Annotated in this window: 15 protein-coding genes; 14 read left to right on the top strand and 1 reads right to left on the bottom strand. The window is 42.0% G+C overall.

All coding sequences use genetic code 11. From position 1 onward, the window contains the following. The 10 genes from rpoC to M1G12_RS04860 all read left to right on the top strand — a co-directional run. The coding region (gene rpoC, locus M1G12_RS04815; RefSeq protein ID WP_247949491.1) for a DNA-directed RNA polymerase subunit beta' at positions 1 to 3168 on the top strand (3168 nt) is incomplete at its 5' end. A 282-nt stretch (positions 3169 to 3450) separates the two neighbouring features. Further along, positions 3451 to 3873, top strand: coding sequence for a nucleoside-diphosphate kinase (gene ndk, locus M1G12_RS04820; RefSeq protein WP_025171451.1), 423 nt, complete (start codon positions 3451 to 3453; stop codon positions 3871 to 3873). 133 nt (positions 3874 to 4006) lie between these two features. Continuing rightward, entirely contained in the window at positions 4007 to 4636 is a 630-nt protein-coding gene (locus M1G12_RS04825) for a competence protein (protein WP_247949492.1), read from the top strand. A 96-nt stretch (positions 4637 to 4732) separates the two neighbouring features. Then, complete coding sequence (gene tsaE / locus M1G12_RS04830) at positions 4733 to 5176, top strand: tRNA (adenosine(37)-N6)-threonylcarbamoyltransferase complex ATPase subunit type 1 TsaE (RefSeq protein WP_024056773.1); 444 nt, start codon at positions 4733 to 4735, stop codon at positions 5174 to 5176. Continuing rightward, entirely contained in the window at positions 5166 to 5684 is a 519-nt protein-coding gene (locus M1G12_RS04835) for a GNAT family N-acetyltransferase (protein WP_024056774.1), read from the top strand. Before tsaE ends, M1G12_RS04835 begins: the two co-directional genes overlap by 11 nt. 7 nt (positions 5685 to 5691) lie before the next feature. Continuing rightward, positions 5692 to 6747 (top strand): glycopolymer--peptidoglycan transferase LytR, encoded by a 1056-nt coding sequence (gene lytR, locus M1G12_RS04840; RefSeq protein WP_004256717.1) that lies wholly within the window; start codon positions 5692 to 5694, stop codon positions 6745 to 6747. Positions 6748 to 6824: 77 nt separating this feature from the next. After that, on the top strand, positions 6825 to 8081 hold the full coding sequence (locus tag M1G12_RS04845; RefSeq protein WP_237447084.1) for a competence/damage-inducible protein A: 1257 nt from the start codon (positions 6825 to 6827) through the stop codon (positions 8079 to 8081). 54 nt (positions 8082 to 8135) lie between these two features. Continuing rightward, positions 8136 to 9302 (top strand): recombinase RecA, encoded by a 1167-nt coding sequence (gene recA / locus M1G12_RS04850; protein ID WP_064276728.1) that lies wholly within the window; start codon positions 8136 to 8138, stop codon positions 9300 to 9302. A 101-nt stretch (positions 9303 to 9403) separates the two neighbouring features. Next, positions 9404 to 10774 (top strand): MATE family efflux transporter, encoded by a 1371-nt coding sequence (locus M1G12_RS04855; RefSeq protein WP_237447083.1) that lies wholly within the window; start codon positions 9404 to 9406, stop codon positions 10772 to 10774. A 96-nt stretch (positions 10775 to 10870) separates the two neighbouring features. Then, positions 10871 to 11587 (top strand): YebC/PmpR family DNA-binding transcriptional regulator, encoded by a 717-nt coding sequence (locus M1G12_RS04860; protein ID WP_000532882.1) that lies wholly within the window; start codon positions 10871 to 10873, stop codon positions 11585 to 11587. A gap of 56 nt (positions 11588 to 11643) precedes the next feature. On the opposite strand, the gene M1G12_RS04865 is transcribed toward M1G12_RS04860, so the two are convergent. Further along, on the bottom strand, positions 11644 to 12285 hold the full coding sequence (locus tag M1G12_RS04865) for a CD20-like domain-containing protein (RefSeq protein ID WP_237447082.1): 642 nt from the start codon (positions 12283 to 12285) through the stop codon (positions 11644 to 11646). Positions 12286 to 12498: 213 nt separating this feature from the next. Between M1G12_RS04865 and M1G12_RS04870 the strand changes: the two genes are divergently transcribed. From M1G12_RS04870 to M1G12_RS04885, 4 genes are all read left to right on the top strand, one after another. After that, entirely contained in the window at positions 12499 to 12969 is a 471-nt protein-coding gene (locus tag M1G12_RS04870; protein WP_024057606.1) for a MarR family winged helix-turn-helix transcriptional regulator, read from the top strand. Beyond that, entirely contained in the window at positions 12944 to 14713 is a 1770-nt protein-coding gene (locus M1G12_RS04875; RefSeq protein ID WP_247949493.1) for an ABC transporter ATP-binding protein, read from the top strand. Before M1G12_RS04870 ends, M1G12_RS04875 begins: the two co-directional genes overlap by 26 nt. Then, complete coding sequence (locus tag M1G12_RS04880) at positions 14703 to 16463, top strand: ABC transporter ATP-binding protein (protein WP_247949494.1); 1761 nt, start codon at positions 14703 to 14705, stop codon at positions 16461 to 16463. Before M1G12_RS04875 ends, M1G12_RS04880 begins: the two co-directional genes overlap by 11 nt. A gap of 95 nt (positions 16464 to 16558) precedes the next feature. After that, entirely contained in the window at positions 16559 to 17062 is a 504-nt protein-coding gene (locus M1G12_RS04885) for a phosphatase PAP2 family protein (RefSeq protein ID WP_247949495.1), read from the top strand. The last annotated feature ends 5 nt before the right edge of the window (positions 17063 to 17067 follow it).

Genomic DNA, 17067 nt, shown 5'->3' on the forward strand with positions numbered 1-17067 from the left:
ATGGGTGCCGAAGCCATCCAAGACCTTTTAAAACAAGTAGATCTTGAAAAAGAAATTGCTGAACTCAAAGAAGAGTTAAAAACAGCTACTGGACAAAAACGTGTTAAAGCCATCCGTCGTTTGGATGTTTTGGATGCCTTTTACAAATCTGGAAACAAACCGGAATGGATGATTCTCAACATCCTTCCAGTTATTCCACCAGATCTTCGTCCAATGTTGCAGTTGGATGGTGGCCGTTTTGCCTCATCTGACTTGAACGACCTTTACCGCCGTGTTATCAACCGTAACAACCGTTTGGCTCGCTTGCTTGAGTTGAATGCACCAGGTATCATCGTTCAAAATGAGAAGCGTATGCTTCAAGAAGCGGTTGACGCTTTGATTGACAATGGTCGTCGTGGTCGTCCAATCACAGGACCAGGTAGCCGTCCACTTAAATCATTGAGTCACATGCTTAAAGGTAAACAAGGACGCTTCCGTCAAAACTTGCTCGGTAAACGTGTTGACTTCTCAGGACGTTCCGTTATCGCCGTTGGTCCAACTCTTAAGATGTACCAATGTGGTGTGCCACGTGAAATGGCGATCGAGCTCTTTAAACCATTCGTGATGCGTGAAATCGTTGCCCGTGATATCGTGCAAAACGTCAAAGCAGCTAAACGCTTGGTGGAACGTGGAGATGAGCGTATCTGGGATATCCTTGAAGAAGTGATTAAAGAACACCCAGTACTTTTGAACCGCGCACCGACCCTTCACCGTTTGGGTATCCAAGCCTTCGAGCCAGTCTTGATTGATGGTAAGGCTCTTCGCTTGCACCCACTTGTCTGTGAAGCCTACAATGCCGACTTTGACGGGGACCAAATGGCCATCCACGTACCGCTTTCAGAAGAAGCCCAAGCAGAAGCTCGTATCCTCATGCTAGCTGCTGAGCACATCTTGAATCCGAAAGATGGTAAACCAGTTGTTACTCCATCTCAGGACATGGTTTTGGGTAACTACTACTTGACTATGGAAGAAGCTGGTCGTGAAGGTGAAGGAATGGTCTTCAAAGACCGTGACGAAGCGGTTATGGCTTACCGTAATGGTTATGTTCACCTTCACTCACGTGTTGGTATCGCAACAGATAGCCTCAACAAACCATGGACAGAAGAGCAAAAACACAAGGTCTTGCTTACAACAGTTGGTAAAATCCTCTTCAATGACATCATGCCAGAGGGTCTACCATACTTGCAAGAACCAAACAATGCCAACTTGACAGAAGGCGTTCCAGCCAAATACTTCTTGCCACTAGGTGGGGACATCAAGGAAGCTATCAGCAAACTTGAACTCAACCCTCCATTCAAGAAGAAAAACCTTGGAAATATCATCGCTGAAATCTTCAAACGTTTCCGTACGACAGAAACTTCTGCCCTACTTGACCGTATGAAGAACCTCGGTTACCACCACTCAACTCTTGCAGGATTGACAGTGGGTATTGCCGATATCCCAGTCGTTGATGACAAGGCTGAAATCATTGAAGAATCACACAAACGTGTAGAACAAATCACAAAACAATTCCGTCGTGGTATGATTACAGACGACGAGCGTTACAATGCCGTTACAGCTGAATGGCGTGCTGCCCGTGAAAAACTAGAGAAACGTTTGATTGCCAACCAAGATCCTAAGAACCCAATCGTTATGATGATGGACTCTGGAGCCCGTGGTAACATCTCAAACTTCTCACAGCTTGCCGGTATGCGTGGTCTGATGGCGGCTCCAAACGGACGTATCATGGAATTGCCAATCCTTTCAAACTTCCGTGAAGGTTTGTCAGTACTCGAAATGTTCTTCTCAACTCACGGTGCGCGTAAAGGTATGACCGATACGGCCCTTAAGACAGCCGACTCAGGTTACTTGACTCGTCGTTTGGTTGACGTTGCCCAAGACGTTATCATCCGTGAGGACGACTGTGGAACAGATCGTGGTCTCTTGATCCGCTCTATCGCAGAAGGAAAAGAAATGATTGAGTCTCTCGAAGAGCGTCTCAATGGTCGTTACACTAAGAAAACTGTTAAACATCCAGAAACTGGTGCAGTTATTATCGGTCCAAATGAGTTGATTACAGAAGATAAGGCGCGTGAAATTGTCAATGCTGGTGTGGAAGAAGTGACTATCCGCTCTGTATTTACATGTAACACTCGTCATGGTGTCTGCCGTCACTGTTATGGTATCAACTTAGCGACAGGTGATGCGGTTGAAGTTGGTGAAGCAGTCGGTACAATCGCTGCCCAATCTATCGGGGAACCTGGTACACAGCTTACAATGCGTACCTTCCACACGGGTGGGGTTGCCTCAAATACCGATATCACTCAGGGTCTTCCTCGTGTCCAAGAAATCTTTGAAGCCCGCAATCCTAAAGGGGAAGCGGTTATCACAGAGGTTAAAGGACAAGTTACTGCTATCGAAGAAGATGCATCAACTCGTACTAAGAAAGTCTTTGTTAAGGGTGAAACTGGCGAAGGTGAATACGTCGTTCCATTTACAGCTCGTATGCGTGTCGAAGTTGGAGACCAAGTAGCGCGTGGTGCTGCTCTTACAGAAGGTTCTATCCAACCAAAACGTCTCCTTGCAGTCCGTGATGTCTTGTCAGTTGAAACTTACCTTCTCGGTGAAGTACAAAAAGTTTACCGTAGCCAAGGGGTAGAAATCGGTGACAAACACATCGAGGTAATGGTTCGTCAAATGATCCGTAAAGTCCGTGTCATGGATCCAGGTGACACAGACCTTCTCATGGGTACCCTTATGGATATCAATGACTTTACAGATGCTAACAAAGATGTCCTTATAGCAGGTGGAGTTCCAGCGACAGGTCGCCCAGTTCTTATGGGAATTACCAAAGCCTCACTTGAAACAAATAGTTTCTTGTCAGCGGCTTCCTTCCAGGAAACAACTCGTGTCCTTACTGACGCGGCTATCCGTGGTAAGAAAGACCATCTCCTTGGACTTAAAGAAAATGTTATCATCGGTAAGATCATCCCAGCAGGTACTGGTATGGCCCGTTACCGTAACCTTGAACCACATGCTATCAACGAAGAAGAATACCTTAATCCTCCAGTAGAGGAAGAAGGAAATGAAGAAACAACAGAAGTAGTTGTGGATACTGCCGTTGAAACTGTGGAAGAAACAGTAGAATAAAAGAGAATGAGAGAGCCTTCGGGTTCTCTTTCTCTTTTTCTGAAAACTTTCTCCATTTTTCCATGAAATGTGGTAAAATAATACTCAATGAAAATCAAAGAGCAAACTAGAAAACTAGCTGAGGTTGTAGATAGAACTGACGAAGTCAGCTCAAAACACTGTTTTGAGGTTGTGGATAGAACTGACGAAGTCAGTAACCATACCTACGGCAAGGCGACGTTGACGTGGTTTGAAGAGATTTTCGAAGAGTATAAAAGAAAGAAGCTGACAAAGGAGACAGGTATGGAACAAACATTTTTTATCATTAAACCAGACGGTGTAAAAAGAGGGCTAGTGGGTGAAGTGTTAAAGCGCATCGAACAACGTGGATTTACAATCGAAAAATTGGAGTTGCGTTCACAGGTTTCAGAAGAGTTGATTGATCAGCACTATCAGGACTTGGTTGGTCAAAGTTTTTACCCACCGATTCGTGAATTTATGACTTCAGGCCCAGTTCTTGTAGGTATCATTTCAGGCCCCAAAGTAATTGAAACTTGGCGGACTATGATGGGCGCAACTCGTCCAGAAGAAGCTTTACCAGGAACGATTCGAGGTGATTTTGCAAAAGCTGCTGGTGAAAACCAAGCTATTCAAAATGTTGTACATGGTTCAGATTCAGAAGAGTCAGCTAAGAGAGAAATTGCTCTTTGGTTTGAAGAGAAATAGTAAAAGTTTGATGTAAGGGATACTTGCATCAAACTTTTTTGCATTTTAGAGTAGAAAACTGACAGTTGAGAAATATTCTAGCAATGGTGAGGATTTCTAGCATATAATAAGAGCAAGTAAGGGAGGAAGAATGATGGAAAAAATGAAAAAGCAAATTCGTATTTTGTTATTGCTGACAGTTTTTGGCCTTAGTAGCTGTTCTTGTTTAAGTTTATCGACTTGGGCCTTGATGTTAAATCAAAACTGCTTCTATTATCTAGTTGGCATGTTGCTCATTGCCAGTATTGGGGCAGGGATAAACTACTATAGTGGACAGCGAAATCAATCTTACTCAGTTTTTAAGGAAGATAAGCAACAATTCTTGTATAGTCTGTTGCTATTGGTAAATGTTTTAGGTTTAGCTTTGATTATCATAGAATATGTTCTTACGGGAAGAGCAACTGGTGAAGAGTTTGTAGAAGTCTTTCTACCGAGTTTCTTTTTCTTATTTGGTATTGATTTGCTAGTCTTTTTACCGATTCAGAAGTATGTAAATGGATTGAAAAAGATTTTAGGAAAGAAGGAAATCTGTTTTATTAGTGGACTAGCTACTCTAATCTTTCTCAGAAATCCTTGGATGCTATTGTCCATGACCTTTTATATTGCCTTGGGAATGCTATTTCTAGGACTGTTGGTGCCAAAAGTCATTCGCTGGGAAGTTTCATTTTACAGTCATTTGATGAGAGATATCTTGTTAGTTGTCTTCTTGCTGTTTCTATTTTAAGAACAAAAAAAAGAGATAGTTCTAGTTTTACAATTTATAATATGGAATTCATAGATAATACCTAGACAAAGGACAACTTTTTGGTATAATAGAAACATGTACACTAAAAACGAAGAAGAGTTACAGTCCTTAGGTGAACGTTTGGGCTATTTATTAGAAAAGAATGATGTCTTAATTTTAACTGGTGAACTTGGAGCAGGCAAAACGACATTTACAAAAGGTCTTGCTAAAGGATTACATATTTCTCAGATGATTAAGAGTCCAACCTACACTATCGTAAGAGAGTATGAAGGTCGTCTTCCACTTTACCACCTAGATGTTTATCGTATAGAGGGGGATGCTGATTCTATTGATTTAGATGAGTTTCTCTTTGGTGGTGGGGTAACTGTCATCGAGTGGGGACATCTTTTAGGTGATGCCTTGCCAGATACTTATTTAGAATTAGAAATTCTAAAAGAGGAAGATGGTCGCAGATTAAACTTCAAAGCCAAGGGTTTGCGTGCAGAAAAACTCTTAGAGGAGCTTCAACATGGAGTATGAGTTGCTCATTAGGGAAGCAGAAATTGAAGATGCGGCTGAGTTAGTATCATTTTTAAATCGTGTTAGTGTAGAAACAGATTTTACTAGTCTGGACAGGGATGGTATTTTGATGACAGATACTGAGATGGAGTCGTTTTTGGATAAACAGGCTCACTCGGAAAATCAAATCACTTTACTGGCCTTGCTGAATGATGAAATTGCTGGTCTTGTAAATATCACAGCTGATCAACGTAAGAGAGTTCGTCATATTGGAGATCTCTTTATTGTGATTGGTAAGAAATATTGGAATAATGGATTGGGAAGTTTGTTGATAGAAGAAGCGATAGAGTGGGCACAAGCTAGTGGTATTCTTCGTCGACTTCAACTAACTGTCCAAACTCGTAATCAAGCTGCAGTTCATCTATATCAAAAATATGGCTTTGTAATTGAAGGTAGACAAGAGCGCGGTGCGTACATAGAAGAAGGGAAATTTATCGATGTTTACTTGATGGGTAAACTGATAGATTAGTAGAAATATGGTTAAAAAAATTATTGGAATGGTGCTAGCTTTTCTAGCTGTGACAGTTTTGGGTGTGGGTGTCTTTGCTTATACCATTTATCAGCAAGGTACACAAACCTTATCAAAAACCTATAAAAAGATTGGGGAAGAAACCAATGTTATTGAGGCGACTGAACCCTTAACGATCCTTTTAATGGGGGTTGATACTGGAAACGTTGAACGAACTGACCCTTGGGAGGGGAATAGTGATTCTATGATTCTCTTGACGGTTAATCCGCATACGAAAAAGACTATGATGTTGAGTTTAGAGAGAGATATTTTGACGAAAATTCAGCATAAAGATGGTCAAATCGAAGAAGCGAAACTGAACGCAGCTTATGCTGGAGGAGGTGCAGAATTAGCTATCTCAACGATTCAAAGGATGATGAATATCCATATTGACCGCTATATTATGGTCAATATGCAAGGTTTGCAACAATTGGTAGATGCAGTGGGCGGGATTACGGTTAATAATACACTAGGTTTCCCGATTTCTATCAGTGACCAAGAGGAATTTAACACCATTTCTATCGGTGTTGGAGAGCAGACAATAAATGGAGAAGAAGCGCTTGTTTATTCTCGCATGCGCTACCAGGATCCAGAAGGGGACTACGGACGTCAGAAGCGTCAGCGTGAAGTCATTCAAAAGGTTGTTGAAAAAGTTCTTAGCTTGAATAGTGTTAGTCACTATCAATCTATCCTAAAAGCCTTAAGTACCAATATGCAGACTAATATTGATCTATCTGCGAAAAGTATTCCAAGCTTGTTAGGTTACCAGGACTCGTTTAAAACGATTGAAACTCAACAATTACGAGGAGAAGATGCCGAATTGCAAGGGACATCTTATCAAATTGTAACTGCTAACCATTTGTTAGAAATCCAGAATCTTTTGAGAACCTCACTTGATAAACCGAAGGTGACAGAGTTAGAGACAAATGCTGTCTTATATGAAGATATTTTCGGAAATCGAAATAATACCGGTTTGGGAACAGGTACGATTAATAATACAATAAATCAAGAAGATGTAGAATAATCTATTTTATAGTTAAAATCGTGGGAAATTTCCTGCGATTTTTTCAAAAAAATACGAATAGATAGGTAGGAGGAAACATGAAAGCAGAAATCATTGCTGTTGGAACAGAGATTTTGACAGGACAGATTGTCAATACCAATGCTCAGTTTTTGTCGGAAAAACTAGCAGAGATTGGGGTAGATGTATATTTTCAGACGGCTGTAGGAGACAATGAAGCTCGTCTCTTATCCCTGCTTGAGATTGCCAGTCAACGTAGCAGCCTGCTGATTTTGACAGGCGGTTTGGGGCCAACTGAGGACGATTTGACCAAACAAACCCTGGCTAAATTCTTAGGGAAAAAATTAGTCTTCGATCCTCAGGCACAGGCGAAGTTGGATGTCTTTTTTGCCCAGAGACCAGACTATGCCCGAACACCGAATAATGAAAGACAAGCTCAACTTGTAGAAGGGGCGACTCCGCTGCCAAATGAAACAGGACTGGCTGTGGGAGGAATATTGGAAGTCGAAGGAGTGACCTACGTCGTCCTTCCAGGTCCACCAAGTGAATTGAAGCCTATGGTCTTAAACCAACTTCTACCCAAGTTGATGACAGGGAGCAAGCTGCATTCCCGAGTTCTTCGTTTCTTTGGGATTGGCGAGAGCCAGTTGGTTACGATTTTGTCTGATTTGATTGATAATCAAACAGATCCGACCTTGGCCCCTTATGCTAAGACAGGAGAAGTCACTCTGCGTCTGTCAACAAAAGCTAGCAGCCAAGAAGAGGCGAATCAAGTGCTGGATATCTTAGAAAATCAAATCTTGAATCGTCAAACTTTTGAAGGCCTTTCTTTACGAAAACTTTGTTATGGTTATGGGGAAGAAACTAGTTTAGCTAGCATTGTGGTAGAAGAACTGAAAAGGCAAGGGAAAACTATCACGGCTGCAGAGAGTTTGACGGCTGGTCTTTTCCAAGCTAGGGTAGCGGATTTTTCGGGTGCTTCAAGTATATTTAAGGGTGGTTTTGTGACCTATAGCTTGGAGGAAAAATCAAAAATGTTGGATATTCCTGTCAAGGATTTGGAAGAGCACGGTGTGGTATCTGAATTTACAGCTCAGAAGATGGCTGAGCAGGCACGAATCAAGACCCAGTCTGATTTTGGCCTTAGTTTGACTGGAGTGGCAGGACCAGATAGCCTGGAAGGACATCCAGCTGGGACAGTCTTCATAGGCTTGGCTCAAGAGCAAGGAACTGAGGTTATCAAGGTCAATATTGGAGGCAGAAGTCGAGCAGATGTACGTCACATTGCGGTTATGCATGCCTTTAACCTAGTTCGCAAGGCTTTATTAAGTGACTAACTTTTGATATAATAGTAGATAGGTCTGAGGACCATTAGAATGTAGGAGAATAGAATGGCGAAAAAACCAAAAAAATTAGATGAAATTTCAAAAAAATTCGGGGCAGAACGTGAAAAAGCCTTGAATGACGCTCTTAAATTGATTGAGAAAGACTTTGGTAAAGGATCAATCATGCGTTTGGGTGAACGTGCCGAGCAAAAGGTGCAAGTGATGAGCTCAGGTTCTTTGGCTCTTGACATTGCCCTTGGTTCAGGTGGTTATCCTAAGGGACGTATCATTGAAATCTATGGGCCAGAGTCATCTGGTAAGACAACGGTTGCCCTTCATGCAGTTGCGCAAGCACAAAAAGAAGGTGGGATTGCTGCCTTTATCGATGCGGAACATGCCCTTGATCCAGCTTATGCTGCGGCCCTTGGTGTCAACATTGACGAATTGCTCTTGTCACAACCAGACTCAGGAGAGCAAGGTCTTGAGATTGCAGGAAAATTGATTGACTCAGGAGCCGTGGATCTTGTCGTAGTCGACTCAGTTGCTGCCCTTGTACCTCGTGCGGAAATTGATGGAGATATCGGAGATAGCCACGTTGGTTTGCAGGCTCGTATGATGAGCCAGGCTATGCGTAAACTTGGTGCTTCTATCAATAAAACCAAAACAATTGCCATCTTTATCAACCAATTGCGTGAAAAAGTTGGGGTTATGTTTGGAAATCCAGAAACAACTCCTGGTGGACGTGCTCTGAAATTCTACGCATCAGTCCGTTTGGATGTTCGTGGAAGCACACAAATCAAGGGAACTGGTGACCAAAAAGACACCAACGTCGGTAAAGAAACCAAGATCAAGGTCGTGAAAAACAAGGTGGCTCCACCATTTAAAGAAGCCTTCGTTGAAATCATGTACGGAGAAGGAATTTCTAAGACCGGTGAGCTTTTGAAGGTTGCAAGCGATTTGGATATCATCAAAAAAGCAGGGGCTTGGTATTCTTATAAGGATGAGAAAATCGGGCAAGGTTCTGAAAATGCTAAGAAATACTTGGCAGATAACCCAGAAGTCTTTGATGAGATTGATCATCAAGTCCGTGTTCAATTTGGTTTGATTGATGGAGAAGAAGCTTCTGTAGAAGGTGTTGAAACTAAAAAAGATGACGTAGTTCAAGCAGATTCTGTGAATGAAGAAGTGACACTTGACCTAGGCGACGAGCTTGAAATCGAAATTGAAGAATAAGCTGTTAAAGTAGTGGAGAAATTCACTGCTTTTTCATTGCCTAGTTCTGGCATAGTTTGCTGTTTCTTGTCGCTCCTTTAGAAAGCTGATATAATAGCCTTATGAATAAAAAACGAACAGTGGACCTGATTCATGGTCCTATTCTTCCTTCGCTTTTGAGTTTTGCCTTTCCAATCTTGCTGTCCAATATTTTCCAACAGCTCTATAATACTGCTGATGTCTTGATTGTTGGACGTTTTCTTGGTCAAGATTCCTTGGCTGCGGTTGGGGCAACAACTGCTATTTTTGATTTGATTATAGGCTTTACGCTTGGTGTTGGTAATGGAATGGGGATTGTCATTGCCCGCTATTATGGGGCTAGGAATTTCACCAAAATCAAGGAAGCGGTAGCAGCTACCTGGATTTTAGGTGCTCTTTTGAGTATTGTAGTGATGTTGCTGGGCTTTCTTGGTCTGTATCCTCTTTTGCAATACTTAGATACTCCTGCAGAAATCCTTCCTCAGTCCTATCAATATATTTCTATGATTGTGACCTGTGTCGGTGTCAGCTTTGCTTATAATCTCTTTGCAGGTTTGTTGAGATCCATTGGGGACAGTCTAGCAGCCCTTGGATTTCTGATTTTCTCTGCTCTGGTTAATGTGGTTCTGGATCTCTATTTCATTACGCAATTGCATCTGGGAGTTCAATCTGCAGGCCTTGCTACCATCATTTCGCAAGGCTTATCAGCGGTTCTCTGCTTTTATTATATCCGTAAGAGTGTGCCAGAACTTTTGCCTCAACTCAAGCATTTCAAATGGAACAAGGCTTTGTACGCTGATCTCTTGGAGCAAGGTTTAGCTATGGGTTTGATGAGTTCAATTGTATCGATCGGCAGTGTGATTTTACAGTCTTCTGTTAATACCTTTGGTGCAGTGATTATTAGTGCCCAGACGGCAGCTCGACGCATTATGGCTTTCGCCCTTCTTCCCATGACTGCTATTTCTGCATCAATGACGACCTTTGCTTCTCAGAATCTAGGAGCTAAGCGACCAGACCGCATTGTTCAAGGACTTCGAATCGGCAGTCGTCTAAGTATATCCTGGGCAGTTTTTGTTTGTATCTTCCTCTTTTTTGCCAGTCCAACCTTGGTTTCCTTCTTGGCTAGTTCGACAAATGGTTACTTGATAGAAAATGGAAGTCTGTACTTGCAAATCAGCTCAGCCTTTTATCCTATTTTGAGTCTCTTGTTGATTTATCGCAATTGTTTGCAGGGTTTGGGGCAAAAAATCCTTCCTCTGGTTTCTAGCTTTATCGAACTAATCGGGAAAATCGCTTTTGTGGTTTTGATTATCCCTTGGGCAGGATATAAGGGAGTTATCCTTTGCGAACCCTTAATCTGGGTTGCCATGACCATTCAACTGTACTTTTCACTGTTCCGTCACCCCTTGATAAAAGAAGGCAAGGAAATCTTGGCAACAAAAGTACCATCCTAGCCTGATTTGCTAAATAAAATCCATTTCCTCTAGTGAAAATCGAAAAAACTTGTGTTATAATAAGAAAGATTAAAATGTGAAAAAAGGAGATTCCTAATGGGACGTAAATGGGCCAATATCGTAGCCAAGAAAACGGCTAAAGATGGAGCTAACTCTAAAGTATATGCAAAATTTGGTGTAGAAATCTATGTAGCAGCTAAAAAAGGTGATCCAGATCCAGAATCAAACTCAGCTTTGAAATTCGTTATCGACCGTGCTAAACAAGCCCAAGTGCCAAAACACGTTATCGATAAAGCTTTGGACAAGGCTAAAGGAAACACAGACGAAACCTTTACAGAAGGACGTTACGAAGGGTTTGGACCAAATGGTTCTATGTTGATCGTTGATACTTTGACTTCTAACGTCAACCGTACAGCAGCCAATGTCCGTGCAGCTTTTGGTAAAAATGGCGGAAACATGGGTGCTTCAGGTTCGGTTTCATACCTATTTGACAACAAGGGTGTTATCGTATTTGCTGGTGAAGATGCGGACGCAGTCTTTGAGCAATTGCTAGAAGCAGATGTGGATGTGGACGATGTAGAAGCAGAAGAAGGAACAATCACTGTTTATACAGCGCCAACTGACCTTCACAAGGCTATCGTTGCTTTACGTGAGTCAGGTATCGAAGAATTCCAAGTGACAGAATTGGAAATGATTCCTCAGTCGGAAGTGGAATTGTCAGGCGATGACCTTGAAACCTTTGAAAAACTTTACAGCGTTCTTGAAGACGATGAAGATGTACAAAAGATCTATACAAACGTAGATGGATTCTAATAGAAAAACGAACAGTTTTACTAGCTGTTCGTTTTTTTTGATATTTGAACTTAGACTCAGGTTTCAGAATCGTTTTGTTGCTTGCTTTTTTCTAGACCTAGACCGACTGCATGTTTTTGGACGAGCAAGAGCTCTCCATTGTCCTGTTTTGCAAAAGTTAAGGTAACAGTCTTGATCTTGTCTCCAATAGAGATATAGGTGATTTTTTTCGTATTGTAACCCCCAAGAGTGAAGTCAAACTCGGAATCTGGCTTTCCGTGTTTGTTGATAATATCCTCGTAGGTGGTACCACCTTTTCCTTTGTTGTCAAGGTCACCTTCGATTAAGGCGTCGAACTGTTCTTGGGTCCAGGAGAAGGTATCGTCTGTCAAGCCGCTTTTTTCTTCGCGTTCCATTGAGGCACTCGTATCCATGTAGGAACGGTTAAACTCCTTGGCATACTCTTTGTAGACATCAGCGTATAGTACCTGACTCGTAAAGAAAAGTACAACAGAGGCAACTGCCAGGGATGTTCCGATAATAGTCATTGTTTTCCGTTTTTTGAGGTTGACGATAAGGCCGATAATCCCCAAGATAAATGCGACGATGCCGATGAACAACGATGGATAGTTAATAAACGGGATCCAGGATCCTAAAAGTGCGATGGCTCCAAAAATAGTTGCTAAGATTCCTAAAACTCTTTGTTCTTCTGGTTTCATTTGAAAGTTTTCTCTCCTCATTAAGTGAATGGATTTCTACCCACAGTAGTGAGCGCTTATTATATAAAAAATCTTGCCTAATGTCAATTTAAACTAAGATAGTTCTCATGAAAACTTTTTCTTGACATCTCTTTTCAAAGTGGTAAAATAGTTCTCATGAAAACTTATTTAGTTCCTAGGAGAACTAAATGCAATGGTTAGAAAGGAGTTAGTATGGATAAACCGATGTTAGTCTTTAAGCGTTTTGGTCATCAGATTCACCTCATGGTGCAAAAGGAAGCCAAACGTTGTGGTATTGAATTTATGGGTGGGCCTCAAGGTCAGGTTGTGCGTTTTTTGGATAATCGTGAGAAAAACCAAGACTTGGTCTTGATTAAAGATATCGAGCAGGAACTCAATATTACCAAGTCTGTTGCTAGTAATTTGGTCAAGCGTATGGTACAAAATGGTTTGGTGGAATTGGAGGCGAGTCCTAGCGATAAGCGGGCTAAGTTTGTTCGTCTGACAGACAAATCGCGTTCTCAAATGAAGCAGGTTAAGGCTTTTTTTGAACGCATAGACAAGCAGTTGATGGAAGGCATTGATGAAGATGAATTACTGATTTTTGAGAAAGTTCTCGGTCAACTACAGGAAAATATCAAGGGAATAGGAGAAGAGAATGAAGAAATTAGCCAAAAGAATTAGTAGAAAAGAATGGGGGATGATTTTACTAGCCATTCTCTTTACATGCTTTTCGGTCTATCTGGAGTTGGAAGTGCCGACCTATATCTCGAAAATTACGGATTTGCTAGGTAGTCAAGGAACTAATTTAGATGAGTTGTGGCAGCTGGCAAGCATGATGGTGGGAATGTCCTTTCTAGCCTTCTTATCCGCAGTTGCAGTTGGATTTTTTGCATCCCGAGTGGCAGCTTCTTATACTAGTAGGCTGAGAAGTGATATTTTTAACCGAGTTTTGGATTACTCGCAGACAGAGATTAAGAAATTCTCTATTCCCAGTCTCTTGACGCGTACTACCAATGATATTACTCAAGTTCAAATGTTGATTACCATGGGCTTGCAAGTGGTAACGCGTGGTCCGATTATGGCTATCTGGGCTATCGGGAAGATTTTAGACCATTCAGAATACTGGCTCTGGGCCGTTCTTGTAGCAGTGATTGTCAATGTTTTGATGACGACAGTCTTGATGACGCTAGCCTTTCCAAAACAGTCCTTGATTCAGGGGCTGACTGATAAACTGAACAGTATCACTCGTGAGAGTTTAACAGGTATTCGTGTCGTTCGCGCCTACAATGCTGAAGAATACCAAAATGAAAAATTTGCAGCAGCAAATGATGAATTGACACGCTTGAATTTGTTTGTCAACCGTCTTATGGCTATTTTGAACCCTATCATGATGGGAATTTCAAGTGGTTTGAGTGTGGCGATTTACTGGATTGGGGCCTATGTGATTAACGACGCTGCTCCGATAGCACGTCTGCCTCTCTTTAGTGATATGATTGTTTTCATGTCTTATGCCATGCAGGTTGTCATGGGCTTCCTTCTCATGGGAGCACTCTTCATCGTTCTTCCCCGAACTATGGTCTCTGCTAAGCGGATTAATCAAGTTTTAGATTTGCATTCTTCTATCCAAAACCCTGCTCAAGTGCAGCTGGCTGATGAAAACCTCAAAGGTCAGGTCGAATTTAAGGATGTGACCTTCCGATATGCGGCAAATTCGGAGGCGGTTATTGAGAATGTTAGCTTTAAAGCAGAAACTGGTCAAACAGTGGCCTTCATTGGGTCAACGGGTTCAGGTAAATCAACTCTGGTCAATCTGATTCCACGTTTCTATGACGTATCAGCAGGAGAAATTCTGGTGGACGGTGTCAATGTTCAAGACTATGCTCTAGAAGATTTGCGCAACAAGGTTGGCTATATTCCACAAAAAGCTGTTCTCTTTTCAGGTGATGTCAAAGACAATCTAGACTTTGGACAAAGTCAAGAAACACCACTTAGTGAGCAGGCTATGTGGCAGGCTTTGGAGTTGGCCCAGTCTAAGAACTTTATCGAAGACAAGGAAGCGGGCTTAGAGTCAGAAGTGGCCCAAGGAGGAACTAACTTCTCAGGTGGTCAAAGACAGCGTCTAGCAATTGCGCGTGCCTTGGCTCGGAAGCCAGAAATCCTCATCTTTGATGACTCCTTCTCAGCCTTGGACTACAAGACAGATCGTGTCCTACGCCAAGAGTTAGCAGAGAAAACAAAATCTATGACCAAACTTATCGTTGCACAACGTATTTCAACGATTATGGATGCAGATTTGATTTTGGTCTTGGATCAAGGTAAAGTCGTGGGACAAGGCACCCACAAGGAGCTTCTAGCTAATAATGAAGTTTACCAAGAAATTGCCTATTCACAACTATCGAAGGAGGAATTGGAACATGGAAAATAAGAAAATGTCTCTCTGGAAACAGAGTAAACCCTATCTTGCAGGCCTCCAGTTTGCCCTTCTAATCGCCTTTCTAGCAACAATCGTATCCAATATCATTACTGTATATGGTCCAACCCGTATTAAGGAAATGACTAATATCATTGCCAGTGGTCTGGAAACAAGTGTGGATGTCGCGGCGGTTGCAGCTATTGGTGGTTTTTTGTCCGTCATTTATGTGATCGGACTTCTATCAAATTATTTGCAGGCCTTTCTGTTTACAACAGCTATTCAACGTTTTTCAGAGCGTTTGAGAAGAGCGATTGCAGAGAAAATCAATAGCCTACCATTGGGATATTTTGATGGGCACTCTCAGGGGGATACTTTGTCTCGTGTAACCAATGACGTTGACACTGCAGCACAGTCCCTGAATCAAAGTCTGGGAACAGTTCTTTCATCTAGTTTACTGGTCGTGGCAGTCTTGGTAACCATGTTTGGGATGAACTGGATTTTAGCCTTGGTGACGGTTGTTTCAACCCTTATTGGTTTTGTTTTCGTGTCCGTCTTTATGGGCAAATCCCAGGGCTTCTTTAAGAGTCAGCAACAAGATTTGGCAGCTGTCAATGGCTATGTGGAGGAAATGTACTCTGGCCATAATGTGGTGACCAGTTATAATGCCATCGAAAGTACGAAAGAAGAATTTGCGACATTAAACCATCGTCTGTATGATAGTATCTGGAAATCTCAGTTTATTTCAGGGATTATGATGCCGATTATGATGTTTATTGGGAACTTTAGCTATGCCTTGGTGATTATCGTTGGTGCAGCCTTAGCCTTAAATGGGCACATCAGTATCGGGATTATCGTTGCATTTATGGCCTATGTTCGTATCTTTTCTCAGCCTCTTTCACAAATTGCCCAAGGGATTACTAGTCTTCAGCAGGCTAGTGCAGCCATGGGACGCGTCTTCGAATTCCTAGCTGAAGAGGAAATGGAAGACGAATCCCATAAAGAAAGACAATTGAGCGATATGAAAGGTCAAGTAGTCTTTGATCGAGTCTCCTTTGGTTATACACTTGATCGGACTATCATCCACGATTTTTCTGCGACGGCTCATGCAGGTCAAAAGGTTGCCATTGTCGGACCGACTGGGGCTGGTAAGACAACTATTGTCAATCTTTTGATGAAGTTCTATGAGATTGATAAGGGAAGTATCCGTATCGATGGTGTGGATACCAAGGATATGAAGCGTTCGGAAGTACATGATGCCTTTTCAATGGTCTTGCAGGACACCTGGCTCTTTGAAGGTACTATTCGCGACAATCTTATCTATAACCAAGAGGGTATTAGTGATGAGCGCGTGATTGAAGCCAGCAAGGCTGTAGGGATTCACCACTTTATCATGACACTACCAGATGGTTACGATACCGTCTTGGATGATACAGTGACCTTGTCTGTCGGACAAAAACAACTCTTGACTATCGCTCGTGCTTTGCTGAAAGATGCGCCACTCCTAATCCTAGATGAGGCGACTTCTTCTGTTGATACCCGTACAGAGGAATTGATTCAGAAAGCCATGGATCGTTTGATGGAGGGAAGAACTTCCTTTGTCATCGCTCACCGCTTGTCTACCGTCCGAAATGCTGATTTGATTCTTGTTATGAAGAATGGTAATATCATCGAGCAAGGAAATCATGATGAGCTGATGGCGCAAGCTGGTTTCTACGCTGACCTTTACAACAGTCAATTTACAGAAGACGAAGCAGAAGAATAAACCCAAAGAAGGCTTGACGGCCTTCTTTTTCTGCACTATACTAGAAGACAAGTGCTTCCCTATAAGTAAAATTTGAGTAAGTGATGAGAAAATATATGAAAAATTATCAAGAATGGTATGACCACATTGCTGGTAACATTGAAAATAGGCCCTTTCTTCTGAGCTTGTTAAGAACTTTCAATCGGTTCATGACAGTAGTTATGCCTATGATTTATCTAACCTTGTTAGCAACTACCTATCTCCAACAAGGACTTGGGAAACAGGTCGGGATCTATTTGTTTATTCCAGCGTCAGGTTTTGTGATTTTGTCCTTTCTTCGTAAGAAAATCAATGCTCCTAGGCCTTATGAAGTTTGGGAAATTGTACCGCTACTTGACAGAGATAGCCCTGGTCAGTCTATGCCCAGTCGTCATGTCTTTTCAGCAACCATTATCTCCATGGCTTGCTTACATGCTAGTCTAACTATGGGGATGATTTGTTTGACCTTATCAGCCTTCCTAGGTCTAGTAAGAGTCTTAGGTGGAGTGCATTTTCCAAAGGATGTAGTAGTTGGTTATATTTGTGGTCTTGTGTGGGGTGTGATTTTCTTTCTATTTTGACCTGT

It is taken from the genome of Streptococcus mitis, assembly GCF_023110375.1.
Taxonomy (GTDB): Bacteria; Bacillota; Bacilli; order Lactobacillales; family Streptococcaceae; genus Streptococcus; species Streptococcus mitis_CI.